This is a genomic window from Microbacterium hanjuni (genome assembly GCF_043556395.1).
Lineage (GTDB): Bacteria > Actinomycetota > Actinomycetes > Actinomycetales > Microbacteriaceae > Microbacterium.
On sequence record NZ_JBIGIK010000001.1, the window covers coordinates 798319 to 821396 of the forward strand.

General features: G+C 69.2%; 21 protein-coding genes and 1 tRNA gene. 9 read left to right on the forward strand and 13 right to left on the reverse strand.

Annotated features, from left to right (window positions below):
* Positions 1 to 34 precede the first annotated feature (34 nt).
* Positions 35 to 1555, reverse strand: a complete 1521-nt coding sequence (locus ACFXP5_RS04145) for a hypothetical protein (RefSeq protein ID WP_394543617.1) — start codon at positions 1553 to 1555, stop codon at positions 35 to 37.
* Between the two features lie 11 nt (positions 1556 to 1566).
* The gene (locus ACFXP5_RS04150; protein WP_394543619.1) at positions 1567 to 3195 is read right to left on the reverse strand and encodes an ATP-binding cassette domain-containing protein; all 1629 of its coding nucleotides are present in this window, start codon (positions 3193 to 3195) and stop codon (positions 1567 to 1569) included.
* A 113-nt stretch (positions 3196 to 3308) separates the two neighbouring features.
* On the opposite strand from ACFXP5_RS04150, the gene ACFXP5_RS04155 reads away from it, so the two are divergent.
* Positions 3309 to 4280, forward strand: coding sequence for a hypothetical protein (locus ACFXP5_RS04155; protein WP_394527141.1), 972 nt, complete (start codon positions 3309 to 3311; stop codon positions 4278 to 4280).
* A gap of 4 nt (positions 4281 to 4284) precedes the next feature.
* Positions 4285 to 5631 carry a maltokinase N-terminal cap-like domain-containing protein gene (locus ACFXP5_RS04160; protein ID WP_394543621.1) on the forward strand — a complete coding sequence of 449 codons (1347 nt, stop codon included), beginning with the start codon at positions 4285 to 4287 and terminating at the stop codon, positions 5629 to 5631.
* Here the strand turns inward: ACFXP5_RS04160 and ACFXP5_RS04165 are convergent.
* Both ACFXP5_RS04165 and ACFXP5_RS04170 read right to left on the reverse strand, forming a co-directional pair.
* Positions 5618 to 7057, reverse strand: a complete 1440-nt coding sequence (locus ACFXP5_RS04165) for a CDP-glycerol glycerophosphotransferase family protein (RefSeq protein ID WP_394527143.1) — start codon at positions 7055 to 7057, stop codon at positions 5618 to 5620. The genes ACFXP5_RS04160 and ACFXP5_RS04165 overlap by 14 nt on opposite strands.
* An 82-nt stretch (positions 7058 to 7139) precedes the next feature.
* On the reverse strand, positions 7140 to 8684 hold the full coding sequence (locus tag ACFXP5_RS04170; protein WP_394527145.1) for a S1C family serine protease: 1545 nt from the start codon (positions 8682 to 8684) through the stop codon (positions 7140 to 7142).
* A 98-nt stretch (positions 8685 to 8782) separates the two neighbouring features.
* Between ACFXP5_RS04170 and ACFXP5_RS04175 the strand changes: the two genes are divergently transcribed.
* The gene (locus ACFXP5_RS04175; protein WP_394543622.1) at positions 8783 to 9985 is read left to right on the forward strand and encodes an aminotransferase class I/II-fold pyridoxal phosphate-dependent enzyme; all 1203 of its coding nucleotides are present in this window, start codon (positions 8783 to 8785) and stop codon (positions 9983 to 9985) included.
* Positions 9986 to 9992: 7 nt separating this feature from the next.
* Here ACFXP5_RS04175 and ACFXP5_RS04180 read toward each other — a convergent pair whose 3' ends face one another.
* Entirely contained in the window at positions 9993 to 10799 is an 807-nt protein-coding gene (locus ACFXP5_RS04180) for a carbon-nitrogen hydrolase family protein (RefSeq protein WP_394543623.1), read from the reverse strand.
* A 124-nt stretch (positions 10800 to 10923) separates the two neighbouring features.
* On the opposite strand from ACFXP5_RS04180, the gene ACFXP5_RS04185 reads away from it, so the two are divergent.
* Positions 10924 to 11000, forward strand: a tRNA-Met gene (locus ACFXP5_RS04185).
* Positions 11001 to 11340: 340 nt separating this feature from the next.
* The gene (locus ACFXP5_RS04190; RefSeq protein WP_394543624.1) at positions 11341 to 12534 is read left to right on the forward strand and encodes an amidohydrolase; all 1194 of its coding nucleotides are present in this window, start codon (positions 11341 to 11343) and stop codon (positions 12532 to 12534) included.
* Positions 12535 to 12593: 59 nt separating this feature from the next.
* Here the strand turns inward: ACFXP5_RS04190 and ACFXP5_RS04195 are convergent, their stop codons facing one another.
* Positions 12594 to 13256: a CGNR zinc finger domain-containing protein gene (locus ACFXP5_RS04195; protein ID WP_394543626.1), complete on the reverse strand. Its 663-nt coding sequence runs from the start codon at positions 13254 to 13256 to the stop codon at positions 12594 to 12596.
* Positions 13257 to 13309: 53 nt separating this feature from the next.
* On the opposite strand from ACFXP5_RS04195, the gene ACFXP5_RS04200 reads away from it, so the two are divergent.
* Positions 13310 to 14629, forward strand: a complete 1320-nt coding sequence (locus ACFXP5_RS04200; protein WP_394543627.1) for an MFS transporter — start codon at positions 13310 to 13312, stop codon at positions 14627 to 14629.
* 19 nt (positions 14630 to 14648) lie between these two features.
* Here the strand turns inward: ACFXP5_RS04200 and ACFXP5_RS04205 are convergent, their stop codons facing one another.
* The 3 genes from ACFXP5_RS04205 to ACFXP5_RS04215 form a co-directional block, all read right to left on the reverse strand.
* Positions 14649 to 14927: a hypothetical protein gene (locus tag ACFXP5_RS04205; RefSeq protein ID WP_394543628.1), complete on the reverse strand. Its 279-nt coding sequence runs from the start codon at positions 14925 to 14927 to the stop codon at positions 14649 to 14651.
* Positions 14928 to 15036: 109 nt separating this feature from the next.
* Positions 15037 to 15501, reverse strand: a complete 465-nt coding sequence (locus ACFXP5_RS04210) for a hemerythrin domain-containing protein (protein WP_394543629.1) — start codon at positions 15499 to 15501, stop codon at positions 15037 to 15039.
* A gap of 121 nt (positions 15502 to 15622) precedes the next feature.
* Positions 15623 to 15949: a hypothetical protein gene (locus ACFXP5_RS04215; RefSeq protein WP_394543631.1), complete on the reverse strand. Its 327-nt coding sequence runs from the start codon at positions 15947 to 15949 to the stop codon at positions 15623 to 15625.
* Between the two features lie 77 nt (positions 15950 to 16026).
* Between ACFXP5_RS04215 and ACFXP5_RS04220 the strand changes: the two genes are divergently transcribed.
* On the forward strand, positions 16027 to 16890 hold the full coding sequence (locus tag ACFXP5_RS04220; RefSeq protein WP_394543632.1) for a patatin-like phospholipase family protein: 864 nt from the start codon (positions 16027 to 16029) through the stop codon (positions 16888 to 16890).
* A 13-nt stretch (positions 16891 to 16903) separates the two neighbouring features.
* On the opposite strand, the gene ACFXP5_RS04225 is transcribed toward ACFXP5_RS04220, so the two are convergent.
* Positions 16904 to 17743, reverse strand: coding sequence for a lysophospholipid acyltransferase family protein (locus tag ACFXP5_RS04225; protein ID WP_394544176.1), 840 nt, complete (start codon positions 17741 to 17743; stop codon positions 16904 to 16906).
* Between the two features lie 130 nt (positions 17744 to 17873).
* Positions 17874 to 18257 carry a cupin domain-containing protein gene (locus tag ACFXP5_RS04230; RefSeq protein ID WP_394527156.1) on the reverse strand — a complete coding sequence of 128 codons (384 nt, stop codon included), beginning with the start codon at positions 18255 to 18257 and terminating at the stop codon, positions 17874 to 17876.
* Positions 18258 to 18437: 180 nt separating this feature from the next.
* Between ACFXP5_RS04230 and ACFXP5_RS04235 the strand changes: the two genes are divergently transcribed.
* A complete protein-coding gene (locus ACFXP5_RS04235) occupies positions 18438 to 19193 on the forward strand; it encodes an SDR family oxidoreductase (protein WP_394543633.1) in 756 nt (251 codons plus the stop codon).
* A 65-nt stretch (positions 19194 to 19258) separates the two neighbouring features.
* A complete protein-coding gene (locus tag ACFXP5_RS04240) occupies positions 19259 to 20128 on the forward strand; it encodes a helix-turn-helix transcriptional regulator (protein ID WP_394527159.1) in 870 nt (289 codons plus the stop codon).
* A 73-nt stretch (positions 20129 to 20201) separates the two neighbouring features.
* On the opposite strand, the gene ACFXP5_RS04245 is transcribed toward ACFXP5_RS04240, so the two are convergent.
* Together ACFXP5_RS04245 and ACFXP5_RS04250 are read right to left on the reverse strand one after the other, a co-directional pair.
* Positions 20202 to 22436, reverse strand: coding sequence for a helix-turn-helix domain-containing protein (locus ACFXP5_RS04245; RefSeq protein ID WP_394543635.1), 2235 nt, complete (start codon positions 22434 to 22436; stop codon positions 20202 to 20204).
* A 160-nt stretch (positions 22437 to 22596) separates the two neighbouring features.
* Positions 22597 to 23037 carry a MarR family winged helix-turn-helix transcriptional regulator gene (locus tag ACFXP5_RS04250; RefSeq protein WP_394527162.1) on the reverse strand — a complete coding sequence of 147 codons (441 nt, stop codon included), beginning with the start codon at positions 23035 to 23037 and terminating at the stop codon, positions 22597 to 22599.
* Positions 23038 to 23078: the final 41 nt, after the last annotated feature.

A 23078-nucleotide genomic window follows, 5' to 3' on the forward strand; every position in this document is an offset into this window, starting at 1 on the left:
CCAGTGTAGCCGCGGTGGGGGGCCTCTGGCCGGGTCATGACGATTCGGCGAACTCCATCAGGCGGCTTCCGCGGCGCTGGAACACGGCCGAGCCGATCGCGATACCGACCACCAGAACGACGACGCCCGCAGCGATGCCCGCCCACAGGGACGCGGAGGCGTACGAGACGTCCCGCGTCAGGGCGAGCCATCCCCACCACAGGGCTGGCGCGCTCGCCGCGATCGCGCCGAGCAGCACGAGGCTCTGTGCCATCACCCCCGAGCTGGTGCGCTGCGGCTGCTGGAACGGGCTGTCACCGGGGCCCGACACGGCATACGGCGCGAGGGCGGAGGAGATGCTCGAGAGGCCGAGGCCCGCCAGGAAGAGGGCGGCGCACACCCCCACCAGCGCGGGCAGCATCGACCATCGCCCATGGAAGGCGATGGCGACGGGGACCGCGACAGCGAGCATCGGAATGCCGATCAACAGGATCGGGACGAGCCGCCCGACCCGGTCGGAGGCGCCGCGTACGGCGCTGGCGATGTGCATCCACACCGCGGTGGAGTCGTACGCGAGGTCGTTGTGCGGCATCCACCCCAGCATCAGGGCGATGAGCGGCGCCGGAAGAAGCGCGACGTACTCGACGGGCACACCCGCGACGACGAGCGGAACGACCGTGAGGAGGGCGGCGATCGGAACGACCACGATGTTCACCAGGTAGCGCCGATCCCGCAGCCAGTACACGAGACTGCGCGCCGCGATCGCTCCCCCGGGCGTGCCGGGGGCCACCGCGAACCACCCGAGTCCCCCGCGCTCGCGCACCGCGACCGGACGCTCGGTCGTGTTGAGGAGGCGGTGGACGAGCGCGAACCACACGACCCCGAGAACGACGACGGTGCCGACGGCGACGACCGGGGTCAGCGCCGATGCGCCGGCAGCTCCCGCCGCGAGCGCCCACGCCGCACCGAGCGGAGTGACGGCGAGCACTCCGACCGCCTCGACGAGCTGGACCGGCACCTGACCGCGCCACTCGAGCGAGGCCAGGAAGACCCCGACCGGCACGACCACGACCAGCAGCGCAACGAGGAAGACCCCGGTGAGTTCGCGCGAACGCCGCTCACGCAGCGCGAGGGAGGCGACGGCCATGCTCACCCGCGCCAACAGGATGCACGTGACGACACCGAGCACGCTCGACAACGCGGCCAGCACGGGGCTCGCGCCGCGCTCGACCCAGAGAGCCCCGGCGCACGCGGACAGCACGATCAGCACCAGGCTCGGAACACTCAGGATCCCGGCCGCGGCGAGCACCGCGGCGAGCGGGCGCGGCGATAGCCCGAGCACACCGAAACGACGGGGGTCGAGCGGATCCGTCGCGCCCGTCACCAGGGGCGCCGCGGCGAATCCGAGCGTCACCGCCGACCCTGCGAAGACGACGACCGTCGCCGCGGTGGCATCCGAAGCATCCGTCAGACTCAGCACCGCGGCGGCGGCTGCCACCGTGGCCGCGACCAGCAGCACGAGTCCGATCACCATCCGTACGACGTGCGCCCGATCGCCCCGGAGGGCGCCGAGCATGACGGCGAGCCTCAGTCGGAGAACGTGTGCAACCACTCCAGGCCCTCCAGGTCGCCCAGACCGCCGGCCAGTTCGATGAAGCGCTGCTCGAGTGTCGAGGCGCCGCGCACGTCTTCGACCGTGCCCTCGGCGAGCACCTGGCCCGCGACGATGACGGCCACCCGTGAGCAGACGCGTTCGACCAGCTCCATGCCGTGGCTGGAGAGGATGACGGTGCCGCCGTGGTCGACGTAGGTGCCGAGGATGTCGAGGATGACAGCGCTGGAGACCGGGTCGACCGCCTCGAACGGCTCGTCGAGCACCAGTACGCGCGGAGAGTGGATCATCGCGCCCGCGAGCATGACCTTCTTCGTCATGCCCGCCGAGTAGTCCGACACCGGACGCCCGAGCGCACCGACGAGGTCGAAAGCGCGGGCGAGGTCGGCCGTGCGGCTCTCGACGACCGAAGCCGACAGGCCGCGCAGCACGCCGTAGTAGTAGAGCAACTGACGCCCGGTGAGCCGGTCGAAGGTACGGAGGCGATCGGGCAGCACACCCATCTGGCGCTTGGCGGCCCGGGCGTTGCGGGCGGCGTCGAGGCCGCCGACGGTGATCGTGCCGGCGTCAGGTCGCAGCAGACCCGCGATCATCGACAGGGTCGTCGTCTTGCCCGCGCCGTTCGGACCCACGAGGCCGTAGAACGATCCTGTCGGCACGGTGAGGTCGATGCCGTCGACCGCGCGGGTCTGCCCGAACACCTTCGTGACGCCTCGCAGCGACAGCGCGAGCGGGGCGGCGTCTTCCGCCGGCGCTTCCGCGTCGCGATCCGGGTCCCCATCCCGCTCGACCACGACCGCGAAGACCGGAGGATCGGATGCTTCCGCCTCGGTTTCCGCATCGGTTTCGGTTGCTGTCGATTCTGCTTCGGGGACGGCCTCGAGCTCCACGACCTCGACGATCTCGGGCTCGGGCTCGACGAACACGACGGGTTCGGGCTCCGGCTCGGGTTCGACGAACGCGACCGGCTCAGGCCCAGGCTCCGGCTCCGGCTCGGGTCCAACGAACGCGACCGGCTCGGGCTCGACGTGCTCGGGCTCGATTTCCGGCTCGACGAACGCGACGGGCTCCGGCTCGAGCGGCTCCGGATCCACGATCTCCGGCTCGACGATCTCCGGCTCGACCGAGGCGACGGGCTCGGGTTCCTGAGCGACGGCCTGGGGTTCCAGCTCGACGCGCTCCGGCTCGACCGGCTCGGCGGCAGGTGCCTCGACGACGGGTTCCGCGACAGGTGCGTCCGGAAGGGGAGCCGCGCGGACGTCCGCCGGAAGGGGCGGCAACGGCGGAAGAGGAGGAAGCGGCGGGATGACGAACCCCGGAGGGAGCGGCGGCGGTGGCCCGGGCACGGCCGGGGTCGGGATCGCGGCGGCCTTCGGGGCTGCGGGCTTGCGGACAGCGGGTTTCGCCGGGGTGGTGCGCGCGGCCGATGCAGCGCTCTTCGCCCGAGGTGGGCGCTGCGCTTTCTCGCCCGAACCAGCGGTTTTCCGCGGCGCGGCCGGGCGTCGCGGAACACGGGCGATGGGGGTGTCGCTGACCGCGCGCGCCGAAGAGTCCCCGGGCTCATCGGCCGAGGGGTCGGAGGGGTGCGGCAGCGAGGCTGTCATCGTCCCAAACTATCAAGACGACCGACTCCGGCCCGCCGCGAATGTCATGGGAAGGCACTCCGACACGGCGCAAGCCCCCTCTTCCGCCGGGTCGAGCTTCGTAGGATCGGAACGTGAATGAGAAGGTCCATCGCATCCATTCGCTCCCCTCAGATGCACCGTGGGTGGGCGGGCTCCCCCCGACCGGTTCGCCGGAACACCCGAGGTCGATCCGCGCGCTCGATCGCGTGATGGCGATCCAGCGTCCTGCCGTCCTGGCCCACCTCCGCAGTATCCGGTTGCGCCACCCCCATGCGTCGAGCGCGGAGATCGTTCGTATCCTCGAGCGCCGTTACCTCGCCGCTGTGACCACCGGGGGCGCGGCCGTCGGCGCCACAGCGGTGGTCCCCGGCATCGGCACGGGGGTGACACTCGCCCTCAGTGGTGTCGAGACGGTGGGGTTCCTCGAATCGACCAGCCTGTTCGCGCAATCGATCGCCGAGGTGCACGGCATCGCCGTCGACGATCCCGATCGCGCGCGAGCCCTCGTGATGACCCTGATGCTCGGCACCGAAGGCGTGGACCTGCTGCGTCAGCTCGCCGGCCAGGCCGCCGGGCGCGGACCGGATCGCACGGGCTACTGGGGTCAGCTGGTCACCAAGACATTGCCGCGGGCCGCGGTCGGCCCGGTGCTCGACCGATTGAAGACCGCGTTCGTGCACCAGTTCGCCGTTCGGGGCGGCGCCTCCGTGCTCGGTAAGGCGCTGCCGTTCGGGGTGGGCGCGGTCGTCGGCGGGGCGGGCAACCACATTCTGGGCCGACGAGTCCTCGTCGGCTCGCGGCGCGCCTTCGGGCCGCCTCCGGTGATGCTGCCCGCCGATATCGAGCCACGGCCCGGTGCGCGGCGTGTCGAGCAGTCGGCCGCAGCGGGCGTTTCCCGCCTGGGTGGCGTGATCGCCGGAGCGACCGGTTCGACGGTGCGCGGCATCGGCTCCGCCGGCAAGCGGGCGGGGCGGCTGGGCCGCAAGGCGCTCCCCGCCGGGCGCACGGACAAGACGGACGAATCGGCGGCGGACTCGCCCGCCGAAAACAGTGGACGGGATTGACTCGATGGAAACGACCGTGGACGCCACCCTGGCGGCCTTGAGCACCTGGATGCCCTCCCAGCGCTGGTATGCCTCGAAGGGAAGCATCCCGCAGTTGCGCCTGGTCGCGGACTGGGAAACGGCTGTGGAGGGGGCGAAAGCGCGTCTCCTCCTCGTCGCCGACGAAGGATCCGGCGCGCCCGTGCTCTACCAGGTGCCCGTCGTCGAGCGTGCTGAGTCCGGGGCGACCGGACTCATCGGGCTGCTTCCCGACGGCACGGCGCTCGTGGACGGGGTCATCGACCCGGCCTTCACCCGGTGGCTCTACGAGACCGTCACCCGGGGCGGCCGCGTGGACGGCGACGGCGGCGGTGTCGAGGGGTTCGCGGCCGCACACGGTCCGCAGACCGCCGCGACGGCCACGAGCACCGTGTTCGCCGCTGAGCAGTCCAACACCTCTGTCATCTTCCGCCCGAACGGCGACGGCGTGGCGATCATCTGCAAGCTCTTCCGCCAGGTGCACCCCGGCCTGAACCCCGATATCGAGCTGCAGACCGCGCTCGCCGAAGCCGGTTCCACCTCGGTACCCGCCGCCGTCGGGTCGCTCGAGGGCACCTGGCGTGACCCCGCCGGGAGTGGCGACGTCGTCACCGGATCCCTGGCCTTCGCTCAGGAGTTCCTGCCCGACGTGGAAGACGCGTGGCGCGTCGCATTGGGCGCTGCCGAAAGCGGCCAGGACTTCACCGCTCAGGCCGACGCGCTGGGCCGCGCCGTGGCCGATGTGCACCTCTCCCTCGGCCGCGTCTTCGACACCGTCGACGTCAGCGACGCGGACAAGGCGCGCGTCGCCGCGGTCTGGGACCACCGCCTCGAAACCGCCATCGCGCACGTCCCGGCGCTCGCCGACGTCGCACCGGCGATCCGAGCCACCTACACCGCCGCGCTCTCCGTGCCGTGGCCCGCGCTGCAGCGCATCCACGGCGACCTCCATCTCGGGCAGGTGCTCGAGGTCGGCGGACGCGGGTGGGTCGTGCTCGACTTCGAGGGCGAGCCGCTGCGCCCGATGGTCGAGCGCCGTGCGGCCGACATGGCCGCGCGGGATGTGGCGGGGATGCTGCGATCCTTCGACTACGTCGCCGGCACCGTCGAACGCTCACGCCCGGAGGACTCGGCGGCGCGTGACTGGTCGACCGCCGCGAAGACCGCCTTCCTGAGCGGCTATGCCGACGCGGGCGGCGCCGAGGGCGAGGATGCTCTGCTGCGCGCCTTCGAACTCGACAAAGCGGTCTACGAGACGATCTACGAGGTGCGGAACCGCCCGGATTGGCTGTCGATCCCGCTCGATGCCATCGCTCGACTCACGGCGAGCTGAGCAGCCCCTCGTCGATCAGCCGGGCCACGACGCGCTCCGCAGCGTGACCGTCATCCTTCGCATTGAAGGTCGCGCGCCACTCTTCGTAGGCGAGCGCGTGCGCTGACGGGTCGTCCTCCAGGATCGCGCGCTCGAGGGCGTCCTGGGTGCGCACCACCGGACCGGGCGCGCTGGCGGCCAGATCGATCGAGAAGCCCCCGAGGGTTCCCCTCCGGTGCTCGAGGTCGGGGACGAAGAAGTACATCGGCTTGCCGGTCACGCTGAAGTCGAACATCGCCGGCGCGAAATCCGTCACGAGCGCGTCGGCCGCCCCCAGCAGCTGCGTCGTGTCGGGAAACCCGGCCACATCCACGACCCGAGGGCCGGCCGAGGGCGCGGGCCGTGGGATCGGGACCGGCTCGCGCGTCAGGACGACCGCACCCGCGGCGCGCGCGAGACGCTCGGCGTCCAGCACACCAGGAGCGGGCTCATCGCGGCGTCGACGAGCCGGGGCGTACAGCAGCACCCGCTCGGTCGCGCCGATCCCGAGCAGCCCGCGCACGTTCGGACCGGTGCCGTTCACGAGCGCGTCGTTGCGGGGTGAGCCTTCCACCCAGATGGGGCGTCGGCGGAAGGGGTGGGAGGAGCGCAGCACCTCTTCGGCGTACGGACTCTGGGCGAGCAGCACGTTCCATCGGCGCGACTCGTCGATGATGGCGACCCACCGGCGCCAGTCCAAGCCGGGGCGGCGCAGACCGACCTGCTCGATCGGGGTGCCGTGCCAGGTCTGCAGCACGTGCTGACCATCACGACGCGCGAAACGCCGCCGCAGCCAATCGTCGACGATCAGCAGCCGCGAGACGCCGCGAGCGCGCCACCACTGCGGGCTGCCCTCGACGATCGCGATCGCGCCCTCGGGCACCGCGACGGAGAGGTCTCGCACGCTCCAATACCGCACGGTGCTCGGTCGACGGTGGGCGATCTCCCGATCGATCGCGAGGGGGTCGCCGCCGACGCGTCGCCCGGCCGAGCTCTCGAAGAACACGGCGTCCTCGAGCTGTTCGCGGCGGGCCGTGTAGCGCCGCTCCAGGGCTTCCTGCCCTTCGCCGGAGTCGTACGCCGGATCGATGGGCGGGCCGATCTCGACGGCACCATCATGAAGGCCGGCGCGCAGCATCCCATACTGCGTGATCGGCTGCTCACCGGCGACGGTTCCCGCCCCCTCGACGGTCACCGCGTATCGACCGCTCGGCAGCGGCAGAGACGCCCCACCCCAGCGGGAGGCGCGCAGGGGCAGACGCGCCTGCCACGACCCGGATTCACCGCTGGGTTGCGCTGTGACCGTCACGCGCGGTCCGACGAGACGCACCCATTCCGGCGCGGATCCTGTGCCGGTGACCTCGAGGATCGGGCCGTCCGCTTCACGAACGAGGCGGAGATCAACCATGGGATTTCACCGCGAACGACGACACCCCGCGAGCTTATCGCGGGGTGTCGTCGTGGCTCGGCCCACTCGGGGCTCCGCGGGGTTACGAGGTGAAGGCGTCGAGGGTGACGTCCGCCGTGCGAGTCTGGCCGTCGCGAACGTAGGTCACCGTCGTGGTGGCGCCGGCCGGCAGCGCCCGCACCTGCGCGGTCAGATCGACCGAGCTGGTGATGGGGAGGCCGTTGAACGACGTCACGATATCGCCCTTCTCCAGGCCGGCCTTCTCCGCCGGGCCGCCCTGCGAGACGTCGGCGATGTAGGCGCCGACGATCGAGGAGTCCTCGAGGGTCGAGGTCGACTGCACCGAGGCGCCGAGCAGGCCGTGCGTAGCCTCCCCGTTGTCGATGATCTCGTTCGCGACGCGCTGCGCCACGTCGGAGGGGATGGCGAAGCCGACACCGATCGAGCCGGACTGGCCACCGCCCGAGGAGCTTCCCGCCGAGGCGATCGCGACGTTGATCCCGATCAATCGGCCCTGGTCATCGACCAGTGCGCCACCGGAGTTGCCGGGGTTGATCGCAGCATCCGTCTGGATGACCGCGATCTTGATGGTCTCGGTCGCGGCCTGACCGCCCTGCTCGCCCTGACCGAAGTCGAAGCGGAACGGGCTCTCGCCGGAGCCGCCCTGATCCTGGCCCTCGCTCGGCTGGTCGTCGTCAGGAGCCGCCGAGGAGGCGACCTCGATCGAACGGTTCAGCGCGCTGACGATGCCGGTGGTGACGGTGTTGGACAGGCCGAGAGGGGCGCCGATGGCGACCGTCTCGTCTCCGACGTTGAGGTCGCTCGAGTCGGCGAAGTCGATCGGGGTGAGCCCGGAGGCATCCTTCAACTTGATGACGGCGAGGTCGTAGGTGGGGTCGGTGCCGACGATCTCGGCGTCGTAGACGCGACCGTCGGAGGTGGTCGCGCGGATCGTCGCGTCACCGGTGGCGCCGTCGAGGGTCACGACGTGGGTGTTCGTGACGACGTAGCCGTCCTCGCTGAGGATGACACCGGATCCGGTGCCGCCGCTGTTGCCACCGGAAGCGCTGATGGTCACCACGCTGGGCACCACCTTCGCGGCGATGGCGGTCGTGGCGTTCACGTTGTCGGGGTCGTTGACCGTGACCGTCGAGGGTGCGGCCGCGGGTGAGGAAGCCGATCCACCCCAGGACTGCACGCCGACGTAGGCGCCGCCGAGGCCGGCGAAACCGCCGACGAGGGCTGCGGCCACGATCAGGCTCGCGACCTTGCCGGCGTTCGACTTCTTGCGGGGGGCCGCCTCGTCACGGGGAGCGAGGGGCACGGTCGGCTGCGTGTGCTGCCCACCGACGCCGAAGCTCTGACCCGCGTACGCACCCTGGGGGTGCTGGCCGTAGGGCTGAGTTGGCGCGGTCGCGTAGGCGCCCTGGGGGTAGGACGGCTGCGCGGGGCGTTGCGGAGCCCAGGCGGGCACACCCTGCGCGGGCATCGCCGGCGCGGGCGGGATGTTCGCGTCGCTGCGGGCTGCCGGGGCGGCAGCAGGCGCAGCGGATGAGCTGTCGGGCGTGGTCTGCGGGTCGGATCCCGCGGTGGGTTCTTCGGGGCGGTCGCCCTGGTTCTCAACCATGATTGCTCCTTCTGCCAAGCTTTCTACAGCCTGAGCCCGCTTGCTGTGCGTTCTCTATGGGGCCGATGGGACGCGTCTATGGGACTAGCGTGAACGGGATGCGAGACATTCCCGGCGCGTGGCGTCGAACCGCCGAGGGCGCGGGGCTGTTGGCGTCCGACGGCGCTGTCGGTACGACCATCTTCGCCGAGATGAGTGGCCTCGCGGCGACGACCGGTGCGATCAACCTCGGCCAGGGCTTCCCCGATGAAGACGGTCCGGATGCGGTGCTGGATGCTGCACGCCGAGCCATCGCGGACGGCGCAAACCAGTACGCACCCGGTCGAGGCGTCCCCGATCTGCTCGCCGCGGTGGCCGAGCACCAGGAGCGCTTCTACGACGTGCGCCTCGACCCTGCGACGCAGGTGCTCGTGACGGCGGGTGCGACCGAAGCGCTGGCGGCGACCTTGCTCGCCCTGCTCGACGGACCCGACGACGAGGTCGTCGTGTTCGAGCCCTTCTACGACGCGTACGCGGCGGCCGTCGCTTTGGCGGGCGCTCGGTTGGTCACTGTGCCGCTGCACTGGCCCGACTTCCAGCCCGATGTCGACGAACTCGCCAACGCGGTCACCGACCGCACACGGGTGATCCTGGTGAACGACCCGCACAACCCGACCGGCGCGGTCTTCACCGCCGAGGTGCGCGAACAGATCGTGCGTTCCGCGATCGAGCACGATGCGATCATCGTCACCGATGAGGTGTACGAGCATCTGGTCTTCGCCGAGGCGCATGTCCCCCTGGCCACCCTGCCGGGGGCGGCCGAGCGCACCCTGTCGATCTCTTCTGCCGGCAAGACGTTCTCCGTGACCGGATGGAAGATCGGCTGGGTCACGGGCCCCGCCGATCTCGTCTCGGCCGTCCTCACGGTGAAGCAGTTCCTGACCTACGTGAACGGCACCCCCTTCCAGCCCGCGATCGCGGTGGGCCTCCGCCTGCCCGACGCCTTCTTCCGCGGGATCGCCGCCACGCTGCATGCGAAGAGCGAGCTGCTCGGCGAAGGTCTGCGCGCAGCGGGGTTCGGCGTCTCCCCGCCCCGCGGCTCGTACTTCACGGTGGCCGATGCCGCGCCGGTCGGGGCAACGGAAGCTGCGCAGTTCTGTCGCGAACTCCCGGCGCGCGCCGGGGTGGTCGGGATCCCGCTGACGGCTTTCGTGACGCCGCCGCACCGGCACCGCTACGGCACGCTGGTGCGTTTCGCGGCCTGCAAGCGCACCGACGTGCTGGCCGAAGCATCCCGCCGCCTCGCTCTGCTGCAGCGCTGAGCGCGTCTCAGATCGGTACGACCCGGAACCGCCGCAGCTCGAGGGCGGGGTTCACGCGACGCACGCGCGCGACGGCCTCGACATCGAGGTGCGCCACGGCGACGTCCGTGGTGGTTCCGACCGTGGCCAGCACGACGCCCTGCGGGTCGGCGATGAGCGAGTGCCCGACGCCGAGCGGCGGCGGGTGATCGGCGCCGGCCACGAAGACCGTGTTCTCGATCGCCCGGGCCTGCAACAGGGTCTGCCAGTGGTGCTCTTTCAGCGGACCGCGCACCCACTCCGCCGCCACCAGCACGACGTCGGCGCCCGCGTCGGCGAGGGTGCGGGCGACCTCGGGGAAGCGCAGGTCGTAACAGGTCATCAGCGCGAAACGCATCCCGCCGACCTCGAAAGTCTGGGGCGGTTGGATCTCGCCCGCCTCCACCCAGTCGGATTCGCGCTGGCCGAAGGCGTCGTAGAGGTGCAGTTTGCGGTAGACCGCCAGCATCCCGTCGCCGTTCACTGCCACGACCGTGTTGCGCACCCGTTTGCCGTCATCGCCCTTCTCGAGCAACCCGGCGACGAGAGTGGTGCCGGTGTCAGCGGCGATCTGCGCGAGCGAAGCGACGAAGGCGCCGTCTATCGATTCGGCGTGATCGGCGAGCGACTCGTCGAACGGGTCGACGAAGTAGCTGGAGTACTCGGGGTAGAGCACCACGTCGGCGCCGCGCGATCGCGCCGTCATAGCGAGGTCGCGGATCGTGTCGAGATTCGCGGCGACGGATGCCACCGGCGCGAACTGCGCCACACCCACGCCGACCGAGCGATCACTCACGCTGCACTCCCCTCGCGCCGGCCACGCCGGCTGCTCCCCCAGCGTACGAGGCGCCAGGCCGAGAGGCCTGTATCCGGGCCGATGTGCGCACCCCGGAAACGCGTGCTAGGCTAACTTCTTGTGCCGCGGGGTGGAGCAGTTCGGTAGCTCGCTGGGCTCATAACCCAGAGGTCGCAGGTTCAAATCCTGTCCCCGCAACCAACGCAGTGCAGATCAGAAGCCGTTCCCGGAGAAATCCGGGAGCGGCTTCTGTCATTGTCGGCCCTCTGACGACGCCCCTTGCGGCCGGAGTTACCCGTGGTAGGCCCCGCCCGCAACCACCCGCACATTTCCCTCACCCACGCGCATGCGTTGTCAGGATGGGAATCACCCCCGTGCCTGAGTAGCGCCACCGTGCCAGCTCAATACGATCTCGGTATGTCCGTCCAGCACGCGGAAGCGGAAAGCCCGCCGGCGATGAGGCTCCGTGTTCCTCTCAATGGCACTGTCCCTTTCGACCCCGCGGTTTCGGGTCGTCGTTCCAGATCGAGGATGTGAGTACATGACCGATCCCTCTTCGCCCATCGCCGAGCTTTATCGCGACCTCCATAGACACCCTGAACTGGCGTTCGAGGAGATCCGCACCGCCGGCATCGCGGCAGCCCGAATGCAGGCCGCCGGCTATGAGGTCATCGAAGGGATCGGGCGCACGGGCGTCGTCGGGGTACTCCGAAACGGAGATGGTCCGACCGTGCTCCTCCGTGCGGACATGGATGCGCTCCCCGTGGTCGAAGACACCGGCCTGCCCTACGCCAGCACGAGAGAAGGGCTTATGCACGCCTGCGGGCACGACGTGCACGTAGCCGCCTTGATCGGAGCCGCCGATCAACTGGCCGAGACCCGTGACGAGTGGGCGGGGACCGTCATCGCCCTCTTCCAACCGGCAGAAGAAGGCGGGGCCGGTGCCCGGGCGATGATCGACGACGGTTTATACGCGCGGGTGCCGGTTCCCGACGTGGTGCTCGGCCAGCACGTCGGGCCTGCGCCCGCCGGCCTGGTCGGCGCCCATCCGGGCGCGGCGTTCGCTGGCGCGAACAGCATCGACATCACAGTTCGCGGCCGGGGCGGGCACGGATCACGCCCGGAAACGACCGTCGACCCGATCGTGCTGGCCGCCGTCATCGTGATCCGGCTTCAGACCATCATCGCCCGAGAGGTAGCACCGCAGGAGACTGCAGTCGTGACCGTCGGACGCATCTCCGCCGGCACGACGAACAACATCATCCCCGACACAGCGACTCTCGGGCTCACCCTGCGCGCTTTCAGTGAGCCTGTCCGCATCCGCATCATCGAAGCAATCGAACGCATCGTGCGAGGCGAAGCCGCCGTGTCCGGCGCGCCCGAGCCGTACATTCACCACGCCCAGTCGTTCCCCGTGCTGGTCAACGACCCCAGCGCCACTGAGCGCACCCACGCCGCATTCCGTGCCGCTTTCGGCGATTCCAGCGTGCTCGACCCAGGACAAGTCAGCGGCAGTGAAGACGTCGGCATCCTTGCCACGGCAGCCGGAGCGCCCCTCGTCTACTGGATACTCGGCGGAACCGAACCCTCCTCCTACCTCGCGGCCGCCCAGGCCGGCACGCTGGACCGCGACGTCCCCTCCAACCACTCGCCGCACTTCGCCCCGATCATCGAACCGACATTGACGCGCGGCGTCGAAGCCCTCGTCACGGCGGCGCGCGCCTGGCTCGCCTGACACGGACGCCGACGGGGATGACAGCAGGCCCGAGATGAACGAAGGGAAAGCGGCGACCTTCATTCGGCAGGTCGGCGGCGGGCGCGCTCGTTATACCGACGCACCCGGTTCCGATTGCCGCAGTCGGCGGCGACACACCAACGCCGATTGTGACGCGGGGAGGTGTCGATGAAGACCCAGCCGCACTGGTCATCGGCGCACTGGCCGAGCGCATCCGCGGTGACCCCGGTGAGAAGGTCGACGGCCATCAGCGCGATGCGGCGTCGGGGAAGGGCGAGGTCGGCGTCGAACTGCCAGTGCCACCCCGTGCCCGGGGTTTCGGACTCGTCGTGAAGATGTCCCGCGGCTACAGCCTCGCTGTACTCCGCAGCGACAAGTTCGGCGCCCACCCCTGAAACCGCCGTCTTCCGAGACGAACCCGACGAGTGCGACGCATCGGCCCGAGGGTAGGCCGCGACGTACAGACCCTCCCGTAATGCGCGTACCCGTTCCAGCTCGCGGACCGCCAGAGCGGGATGGGCCTCGGCCAGTCGACCCAGTCGTGCCGCCATCTGTTCGTCGACGAGCTCGAACTGCCTCACCCACGACACCACGTCATCGAAACTCTCGACTCGGTCCTCCCACCGGCTCGGGCTCAGCCGCCAGCCCACGGTGTTGACGAAATCGAGCGCTGGGTGCCCGGCGATGGCCGAGTAGAGCTGCGGCACGACAGGACTGTTCACGAATCGATACTAACGCCCATTGCGGACTTGACCCATTAGCTATCGTGTAATTTGTGAAACGTCGATCACCCATTAGCCAAGCGTGGCGCAGCGACTTCCGCCGCTTCTGGCTGGCCCAGGCGACGTCGCTCACCGGGGAGCAGATCCGCGAACTCGCGGTGCCCCTCGTCGCCATCACGGTTCTCGGCGCTTCGGCCGCCGAGTTGGGGCTGATCGGGCTTGCCCAATGGGCGCCGTTCCTTCTGCTCGCCCTGCCGCTCGGGGTGCTGGCTGACCGTCATCGCCGCCGCCGTCTCATCGCGTTGAGTCAATGGTCACGGGGGGCGCTGATGCTCGGGGTGGTTGTGGCGGCTGCGCTGGGCGCCCTCAGCCTGCCGCTGCTGCTCGTCGCCGTCACCGCACTGGGAATCTTCGCCGTCCTCTACGAGGTCTGCTACCAGTCCGTCGTGCCGTCCTTGGTGCCCCCGGCGGCCTTGGAGGGGGCCAATGCGCGCTTGCAGGCGACGGCGTCAGGCGCCGAGGTCGGCGGCCCGGGGCTCGGCGGACTGTTGGCCCAGTGGCTCGGGGCGCCGATCGCCTTGCTCGCCCCCACGATCGGCTACGTGGTATCGGGCGTTGCCGTGGCGAGTGTGCGTGCCCCCGAGCCGTTGCCTCAGCGGCCGGAGCGCGTCGAGGACGGACGGGGCGTGTTCTTCCGAGAGATGCGCGACGGCATCAGCCATGTGCTGCACGACCGCTACCTGGTCGCCAACGTCGGATTCTCGGCGCTCTACAACCCCTTCGCGCAGTGGATCACCGTGCTCTTCACCTTGCACAGCATCCGGGTGCTCGGGCTCGGCGCCGGCCAGATCGGGCTGGTGTTCTCACTCGGTGCTGTCGGCGCGCTGGTAGCCGCGGCCCTCACGCCGGTTCTCACCCGTCGGTTTCAGGCAGGCCATCTCCTCCTGGCCTGCGCGGCGATCGAGTGCGGGGTGCTCGCAGTCATCCCGATGGTCGAAGCAGGGTGGGGTGCGCCTCTGATGATTGCGGTGCTCTCCGGCGTCTGGGCGCTCAATGGCGCCGGAACGGGTATCTCCAGCGTGCTGCTGGTCACCATCCGGCAGATCCGCACCCCGCAGAGGCTCCTCGGCCGAGTGAATGCATCGATGCGAACAGTCACCTACGGCACCGTCTCGCTCGGCGCACTCGCAGGTGGGCTCGCCGGCGACTGGTGGGGAACCCGCGCGGCCCTGGGGCTCGGCGCGGGGCTGTGTCTCGTGACGGTGGCGTGGGTCGCGCTGTCACCACTCGCCCGCATCCGTCGCCTCGAAGACCTCACGATGACGCCGAAGCCCGCAACCTCCGTCGGCGAGTCCACAGCCCAGCCGCGGTGAAGCGATCGAGTCTCCCCGGTCAGAGGAGTTCGTCCTGGGCCGCCGAGGCGAATCTGCCGCTCGAGTCTTCCACCGCGCGGCCGGATTGCAGGCTCCCGAGCAGCATGAGCGAGAAGTGATGCTCCCCCACCTCGGCGACGAGCCGGAGTATCTGCTCCTGGGTCTGCTCGCGAAAGCGCTGAACCTGACCGGCGTCGTGTCCCGACCAGTCGGCTCCCTTGTCGTTGTATCCCGCGATCATGCCGAGAACGTCCACGAGCTGCTGCCTACGACGCCTGCCGCGAAAGATTGCGCTCATCTCGTGCCGAGCATCGCACTGATCCCCGAAGCATCCAAGCCGCACCCCTTCACAGGTCGGCGGGGACTGCCGGTATCCGGTCGGTCGTGGGCGCAGCGACCTTGGTCGTTCAGAGCGGGCCGAAGACGGCGCTGGGGTCGGCGTCGAGCTGGAGCCGGTCGAGGACAGGCTCCAGCTGGCGTTCTTCGAACCGGAAGTGCGACTCCATGATCGCTGCGAAACCCTGGAGATGCAGCGCGAGGGTCGCCGGTGACTCGGCCGACCGCACCGCTGCGTCGAACCGGGCCAACAAAGTGGCCATCATCTCGTGGTCTTGCGTGAGCTTGCTCACCACACCGGCCAGCTCGGGAAACTGCGCGACGAGCGGCGGAAAGAGAAGCGCGTCCTCACCCCGGTGGTGTCCATCGAGGCCGACGCAGAACCCGTGACAGAAGAGGAGGAGATCGCGCGAGACGTCCGGGAGGTGAGTGCCGCTTTCGGCTGCGTCCTGCGCCACCGAAAGCGCTGAACGCAGGCGCGTGTGCGCCTCGAGAAGCTGTCGCCGCCATGCGATCAGCCGGGGAATGTCGCTCACGCGACGGTATCGGTACGAGCCTTCATCAGTATCCGCCATGGTCGAGCGCCATCCCGGCCATGGGACCGGGGAGCGCGCCACCAAGCATAAGTCTCGGAAGCAAGGGGTTCGGCGCCCGAAGCTAGAACACGGGCCGGCTCGCCGTCGACACCACGACGGCGGCGACCACGGCGATGATCGACGCCACGACAGCCGCCACCCAGATCCAGCGCGACACCGACCGCCGCGCGACCACCAGCAGGTGTACGAGGAGCGCTGACACGGTGAGCGCGACCACGACAGTGCCGATGACCGCCGGCTCGAACACGGCGACCTGCCTCGTGGCGAAGCCGGTGTCGTCGGGTGCGCGGTACCAGGTCATGGTGATCTGGCTCACGATCACGATGAGAGCGAACACCGTGATGAGGAGCAGGCCGGACGCGAAGACGATGCGCTGGACGCGAGACATGCTCCCAGTATGGAGACCTCGATATCGTGAGCGAGCGGGGCTCGCCCCGTGTTGGTCGGACGACGGTTGGGAGCATTGTGGCAAGCGGAGCACTCGTACTGGCAGGCGGCGGCAGCGTCGGGATCGCCTGGGAACTCGGGTATCTGGCCGGACTCAAGACCGGCAACGCCGACGCGCTGGCGAAGATCCGCGAACCCGACACGACCTACGTCGGCACATCCGCGGGATCGGTCGTCGCGGCGATGCTCGCCAGTGGTGCCCCTCTCGAGCAGTTGCTCCAACCGGAGCTGGAGGCCGAGACGACCGCATCGGCGAGCGCGGGCCGATCCTTCTGGAGCATCGCGAAGATCGCGGCCGTGATGGCGTCCTCTCGGATAGGAACCAGGTCGCCCGAGGCGGCCCGGCGGCGGATAGGCGCGTTCGCCACCGCAGCGAGAACGGGATCGGAGGATGCCTGGGTCGCGAGCATCGCTCGTCGACTGCCGCAATCTGAGTGGCCCGATCGCCGCCTCCTCATCACCGCGGTCGACGTGGCCTCCGGAGAGTTCCGGGTATTCGATAAGGAGAGTGGCGTCGATCTGGCCGCCGCAGTGGCGGCGAGTTGTTCCGTTCCCGGCGTTTTCCCGCCCGTTTCGATCGAGGGCCGGCGGTATATGGATGGCGGGATGCGCTCGGTCGCGAACGCCGACCTCGCAGCGGGGTGCGATCCAGTGCTCATCCTGGTCCCGATGCGGGAGGGCGGGCCCGGTATCGGCAGCGTCTCGCGTGATGAGCTCGACACGTTGAAGCACACCCGGAGCCACGTCGCTTACGCCGATACCGAGTCGGTGCGCGCGTTCGGGCGCAACCCGCTCAACACGACGACCCGAGCGGCGTCGGCCCGAGCCGGGTACCGGCAGGGGCAGCTGGCCGGCCCCGTCGTCCAGGGCCTCTGGTCGTGAACCCGCGTCGAGATCAGTCGCTGGTCGTTTGCTCGCGGGCAGCCAGCCTTCGCGCCTGACGCTCCGCCTCGGCGACTGCTGCGGCGGCAGGAGTCGGTGCTGAGCCGCCGAGATGGGCGGGTTGCCACCACTTGCCCGCTCCCGACAGCGGATACGTCTTCTGGGCGTCATCGAGCAGTGCCTGCAGGTGCGAACGCAGCTCGGCTGTCTTCTCTGCCGGATCATCCGACCGCCCCACCTCGATGGGGGTGCCGACCGAGACGCGGACCGGCGCTCGGAAAGCTTCCCGCACCTGCGCTCGGTGGTTCTTGGTTCGCAGGAGCTGACCACCCCAGACCACGACAGGGATCACGGGCACCCCTGCGGCAGCGGCCATACGCACCGCGCCGGTCTTGAGCTCCCGCACGGTGAACGAGGCGCTCACCCCCGCCTCGGGGAACACTCCGACGAGCTCGCCGTCCTGCAGGGCACTCACCGCGTGTTCATACGCATCGCGGCCGGCACCGATCTCGACGGGGATGTGCCGCATCCGGCCCAGAAGCCAGCCGACCACGGGCTTATCGGCTGCCCGCCGGGTCACCATGAAGCGGATCCGACGCCGCGTCCGCAGCCAGGCGACCCACTCGACCAGCGCGAAGTCCATGTAGCCGAAATGCGTGATCGCCACCACAGCTGCACCCGACGAGGGGATCCGCTCTGCCCCTGAAACAGTCGGCCGGAGTTGGAGAAGTCCGCCGAAGAAGAACCGTCCGAGAGCGACGGCGCTCGAGTAGACCGGCTCAAGACGGCGCCTCACGCCCGGCACGCGTCCCGTCGGCGGAGCGTTACGCGTCCCCCTCGAAAGGGGCGGCACCCCGTGCCGCTCTGATGAAGTGACGGAAGCGTCTGCGTCCTCGGTCGTGCCCATGCGTCATCCCTACCGCCCTGAGCTGGAGTTCTCCTTGACCTTCCGGAAGCGCCTTCCATGGGCTAGGCCGCACGGATCACCGGAAGTCGCCGACCTGCTTCTCGACGGGCACAGTGCCCTCGACGATGACATCGCCGGTATGGGCGGTGGTGACCGTCTCGATGAGGACGATCTCCACCTCCTCGTCGGCGATGGGGTTGTGCTGAACGCCCCGGGGCACGGTGTAGAACTGCCCCGGTGACAGCACCACCTCCTGGTCGTCGGGAAGCTGGATGCGGAGCCTGCCTGAAACGACGAGGAACATCTCGTCCTCGGCATCGTGGGAGTGCCACACCAGCTCGCCGAGCAGCTTCGCGACTTTCACGTACTGGTCGTTCACCCGGCCGATGACCCGCGGACTCCAGTACGCCTCGACCTGGCGAAGTTCGGCTGCGACGTCGATTCCCTGGATTACGGTCATGAACCCATCCTGGGCCAGGGTCCGCGCACACGGCCGCGCGAAGTCGCCAGTGAAGACGGCTCACCGTTGTCGGTGCTCGATGTGAGGCCGCTGCTGCGGTGCGAAGTGTGACACCCGGATTCGCGATCCGGGGTTGAGCGGGGTGTGGTTCGGATGGGGAAGCCGACCAACCATGGAGACATGAACCTCTCTGACGCCAACACCATTTTCATTCCGGGCGCGACTTCGGGTATCGGCCTCGACCTCGCCCTCCGGCTGCAATCGGAAGGCAACACCGTCATCGTGGGCGGACGCCGGACGGAACTCCTCGCACGGATCGCCTCCGAGCATCCCGGCATCGACACCATTCAGATCGACACCGCCGACTCGAACTCCATCGCGGCCGCCGCGTCTCAGCTCGCCGAGAGTCACCCGGCGCTGAACGCGCTCATCACCATGGCGGGCATCATGGAGCCGGAGGACCTCCGCGACCCGGCGTCGATCGAGGTGGCCGAGCGCACCATCGCGGTCAATCTCCTCGGCCCGATCCGCCTCGTCAACGCCTTCCTCCCCGGGCTCCTCGCGCAGCCGAAGGCCACCATCATGACTGTGAGCTCCGGGCTGGCGTTCGTGCCCCTCGCGGCGACCCCGACGTACAACGCGACGAAGGCCGGCATCCATTCGTTCACCGAGTCGCTGCGCGTGCAGCTCACCAAGAGCGCCGTGCAGGTCGTCGAACTCGTTCCGCCGGCAACCCAGACCACCCTCATGGGCCTGCAGGACAACCCCACGGCGATGCCGTTGGGAGACTTCATCGACGAGGTCATCGCCCTGCTCAAAAGACACCCCGAGGCGGACGAGATTCTCGTCGAACGAGTCAAGTGGCAGCGCAACGCCGAAGCTGAAGGACGCTACCCGGAGGTCCTCGAAGCGCTCAGCAGCGGGTACCGCGACTGATCCAAACCGGGTCGTGCGACGCACCTCGCGCCGCACGACCCGCCGTCCTGAAACAATGAAGACAGATGCCTCGATTCCAGCAACAGCAGCTCGGCGAATTCCTCCGCGCCCGCCGCGATCAGCTGCTCCCCCGTGACGTCGGCCTGACCACCGGCCCACGCCGCCGAACACCGGGACTGCGCCGCGACGAGGTCGCCCTGCTGGCGAACATGTCGACGGACTACTACGAACGCATCGAACAGGGCCGGGGCCCGCAGCCCTCCCCGACCATGCTCGGCGCGATCGCTCGGGCGCTGCGCTTGACCCTCGCGGAACGCGACCACATGTACGTGCTCGCCGGACACCCTTCCCCGGAGTCGCACGTCAGCCTGGGCTATGCCGACCCGGGTCTGATGACCGTTCTCGACGCCCTCGCGGCAAGCGTGCCCGCGCTGATCGCCGACGACCTCCACAACGTCGTCGGACAGAACCCGCTGAACGTCGCCCTCCTCGGGCAACTCGTCGGTGAACCCGGTCTGGGATCGAACTTCCTCTGGCACTGGTTCCTGGACCCCGGCTACGAGCTGCTCTACGAGCCGAACGACCGGGAACAGCTGGGCCGCACCTACGCCGCAGAGCTCCGCGCCGCAGCCAGCCGCCGCCCCGACGACGCCGCCGTCCTTGAACTCATCGACGAACTGCGCACGCGGAGCGCCGATTTCGCACGCATGTGGGATCTGAACGAAGTCGCCACCACGACCAAAACCCGCAAGCTCCTCCAGCATCCGCTGGTGGGGTTGCTCGACTGCGAATGTGATGTCGTCATCAGCCCGCCGTCACAACAACGACTCGTTCTGTTCCGTGGCACACCGGGCACCGACACCGGCGAGCGATTCAGGATGCTGCAGGTCCTCGGCACCCAACAGCTCGAGCCCGGCCCGACGCCACCGAGGTAGCGGTGGACACGCCCACCACCCGGCAGGTTCCCCACACACCCGGCCTCGGCCTCGGCAGAGATCCTGCTGCCGGTCACGGGTGTTCGAGAGAGTCCAGCGCTTCCTGAATCTCCGCGGCCCACCAGTCCGGACGCTCGTGTTCTTCCACCAGGTCGAGAGCTCGGCGAAGGTCACTGCGCGCCTTCTCGTGCTCGCCCAGTCCGAGGTACGCGAATCCCCGATGGCGGTAGGCGCGGGCGAGGAAGTCCGGCTCGTGCGGGAAGAATTGGGCGTCGTCCACGATGCGATTGGCCACGCTCACGGCGTCGGCGTAACGCTCGAGACGGAGCAGCGCTTTGGCCGCGATGGCGGTCGTCAGATTGTTCGCGGTGTTCCATTCCCGCAGCGAGAGCTCGGTCTCGTGCTCGTCGAGCGTCTTTCGCATCTCCCCAGCCTCGTGAAGGGCGCCTTCCGGGTCGTCCCGCATGAGCGCCGTGGCGATCCAGTAACGGCTCTGCACCTCGGCCTCTGCGAAGCTTCCACGTCGGGCCTCATCGAGGGCCTGCCTCGCCGCTCGCAACGCCGCATCGATCCGACCGAGGAGCATCTCGCTCCAGGCGACCGAGATGAGCGCCCACGTTGCGGGGCCGGCTGCTTCCGCTGCTTCCGCGGTCGCTCGAGCGCGGAGGGCGACCTCGAGCGCGACCTCCGGGTCCCCATCCACGAGGCCCAGTTCGAGCATGGCCGACATCTGCAGCTGCTCGGCCACGCTGGTTCGATCCCCCAGTCTCTCCGCTGCCGACACCGCGATCCGCGCAACCGCCCGCCACTCCGGGAAGCTGAGCCATCGTTCGGCGAATCGGACGAGCGCGCTCGCACTCTCCAGGACCGCGGCCTGGGAGTCCGTCGGAGTGGTGGCGGCCACCGTGAGGGCTGCGAGCCAGGAATGGGCTTCCGTCGTCAACCACTCCCTGGCGGACTCCAGGGTGATATCCCCCGGCTTGGCGGCGGCGTCGTGCTCTTCGTCGACCGATGCCATTGTGCGAGCAGTATCGAGCGTCCAACGCCGGAGCCTGTCACGCTGCGCATCGATCTCCTGCGGTCCCTCGGTCATCGACAGGCGCTCCTCGGCGAAGATCCGAAGAAGGTCGTGCATCCGGTACCTGTCCCCGCTCAAGGGCTCCAGCAGGGCGAGGTCGGTCATCTCATCGAGGATCTCCCGGGTCACCTCGCCGTCGAACCCGTGGATGGACGCGGCCATGTCCGCTCGGAACGAGGAACCGACAAGGAGGGGGATGCTCCGAAAGACCTGTTGGGACCTCGGCGTGAGGGCCTCGTAGGACAGCGAGAAGGTCGACTCGACGCGCAGATCCCCTGCGACGAGATGCCGAAGGCGGGTGGCGTGGGCGCGCAGCCGCTTCACGAAATCTTCGACGGTCCAGGCGGGACGTGACGAGATCTGATTCCCCGCGATCCGCAGTGCCAGCGGGAGGTCAGCGCACAGTTCAGCCAGTTCCTCGAGGTCGCCGCGCGCTCGCTGTGAGGCGGGGATGATCCGCGAGAGGAACTCGATGCTAGCGGACCGCGCGAGTGAACCGAGCGCCACGCGTTGACAGCCCTCGAGGCCCGCCAACGATCGACGCGAGGTCAGCACGACCCGGACGGGGCGCGTTGTGGCCAGCACGGGCCGCACCTGCTCCTCGCTCGCCACGTTGTCGAGGAGGACGGCGAGAGATCCCGTGGCGCTCGCCCGCCGCCACGCCACAACCGCCTCGTCCATCGTTGCCGCTTCTGCGTCTGATCCAGCCTGGCGGAGCAGCGCTTGCAGAACCTGAAGCGGGGAGAGCGGAAGAGCGTCGGGGCTGTGGAGGTTGGCGAACAGGATGTCGGTGTCGTCCGGTGAGGCGCGGTGGATCGCCTCGAGAGCGACAGCTGTCTTCCCCACGCCCGCCGTGCCGGTCACCAGAATCGCGCTCGACGCTGTGCTGACGGACGGGGAGAGCAACGAAGCGAGAACCTCCATCTCGCTCTCGCGCCCGGTGAAATCGGGCAACCGGAACGGACGGATGGAAACGGGCGAGTTCTCGACCGCAGCTTTCCGCCTCCCGGGGCGAGCTGCGCTGAGGAACGCGGAACGCTCGTGATCGGCCAGTTCGAGCGCGTCAGCGAGCGCGATGACGGTGCGGCGCCGTGGGCCGACGCTCACCCCACGTTCGATGTCGCTGATCGTCCTGACACTCACGTCGGACCGCTCCGAGAGTCGCTCGATGGTGAGGTCGGCATACTGGCGGCGGCGGCGCAGTAGCTCTCCGAACGGGTGTTGCGGCACGGGGGGGCGTCTCCTTGCAACGGGGACGTCGGAAGCGGGGGGCCTTGTGGGGATGTGCTCGTCCGTTGTCCCACTCGCCAGAATCGCAGATCCGTGGAATCTCGGCAAAGCCGAAGCGGAGTAGGTTCGCGCGCCCGACGCGACCCGACCAGCGCGCGAGTCAGCGCGGGTCCAGCGCCTCACCCAGATCGTCGAGGAACCGAGTGATGGTGACGAGGTCGGCCGCCGAGTACGACTCGGCGACGTCGCGCATGGTGCCGAGATGCTCGCCGAAGTACTGGATGAACTCGTGGCGGGAAGCATCCGTCAACGTCACCACCCGTGCGCGACGATCGTGCGGGTGCGGCCCTCGTTCGATATGACCGGATGCTTCCAGCCGGTCGAGCAGCTTCGTGGTGGATGCCGTCGAGATCCGCAGGTGGCGGGCGAGGTCGTGGGGGCTCACGGATTCGCCGCGGTGCTCCCGCACGATCAACATGCGCAGCGCCGCCAGGTCGCTCGCGTTCATGTCCATGGCGTCTTTCATTCCGCCGTGCATGCGGTCGAGCGAATCGCTGAGGGCGCGGACGGCCTTCAGTACGTCTCCCACGGGGTCCGTCACCTGGACACCCCTCCCGCTCGCTTGTATGCTTCTACATTAGC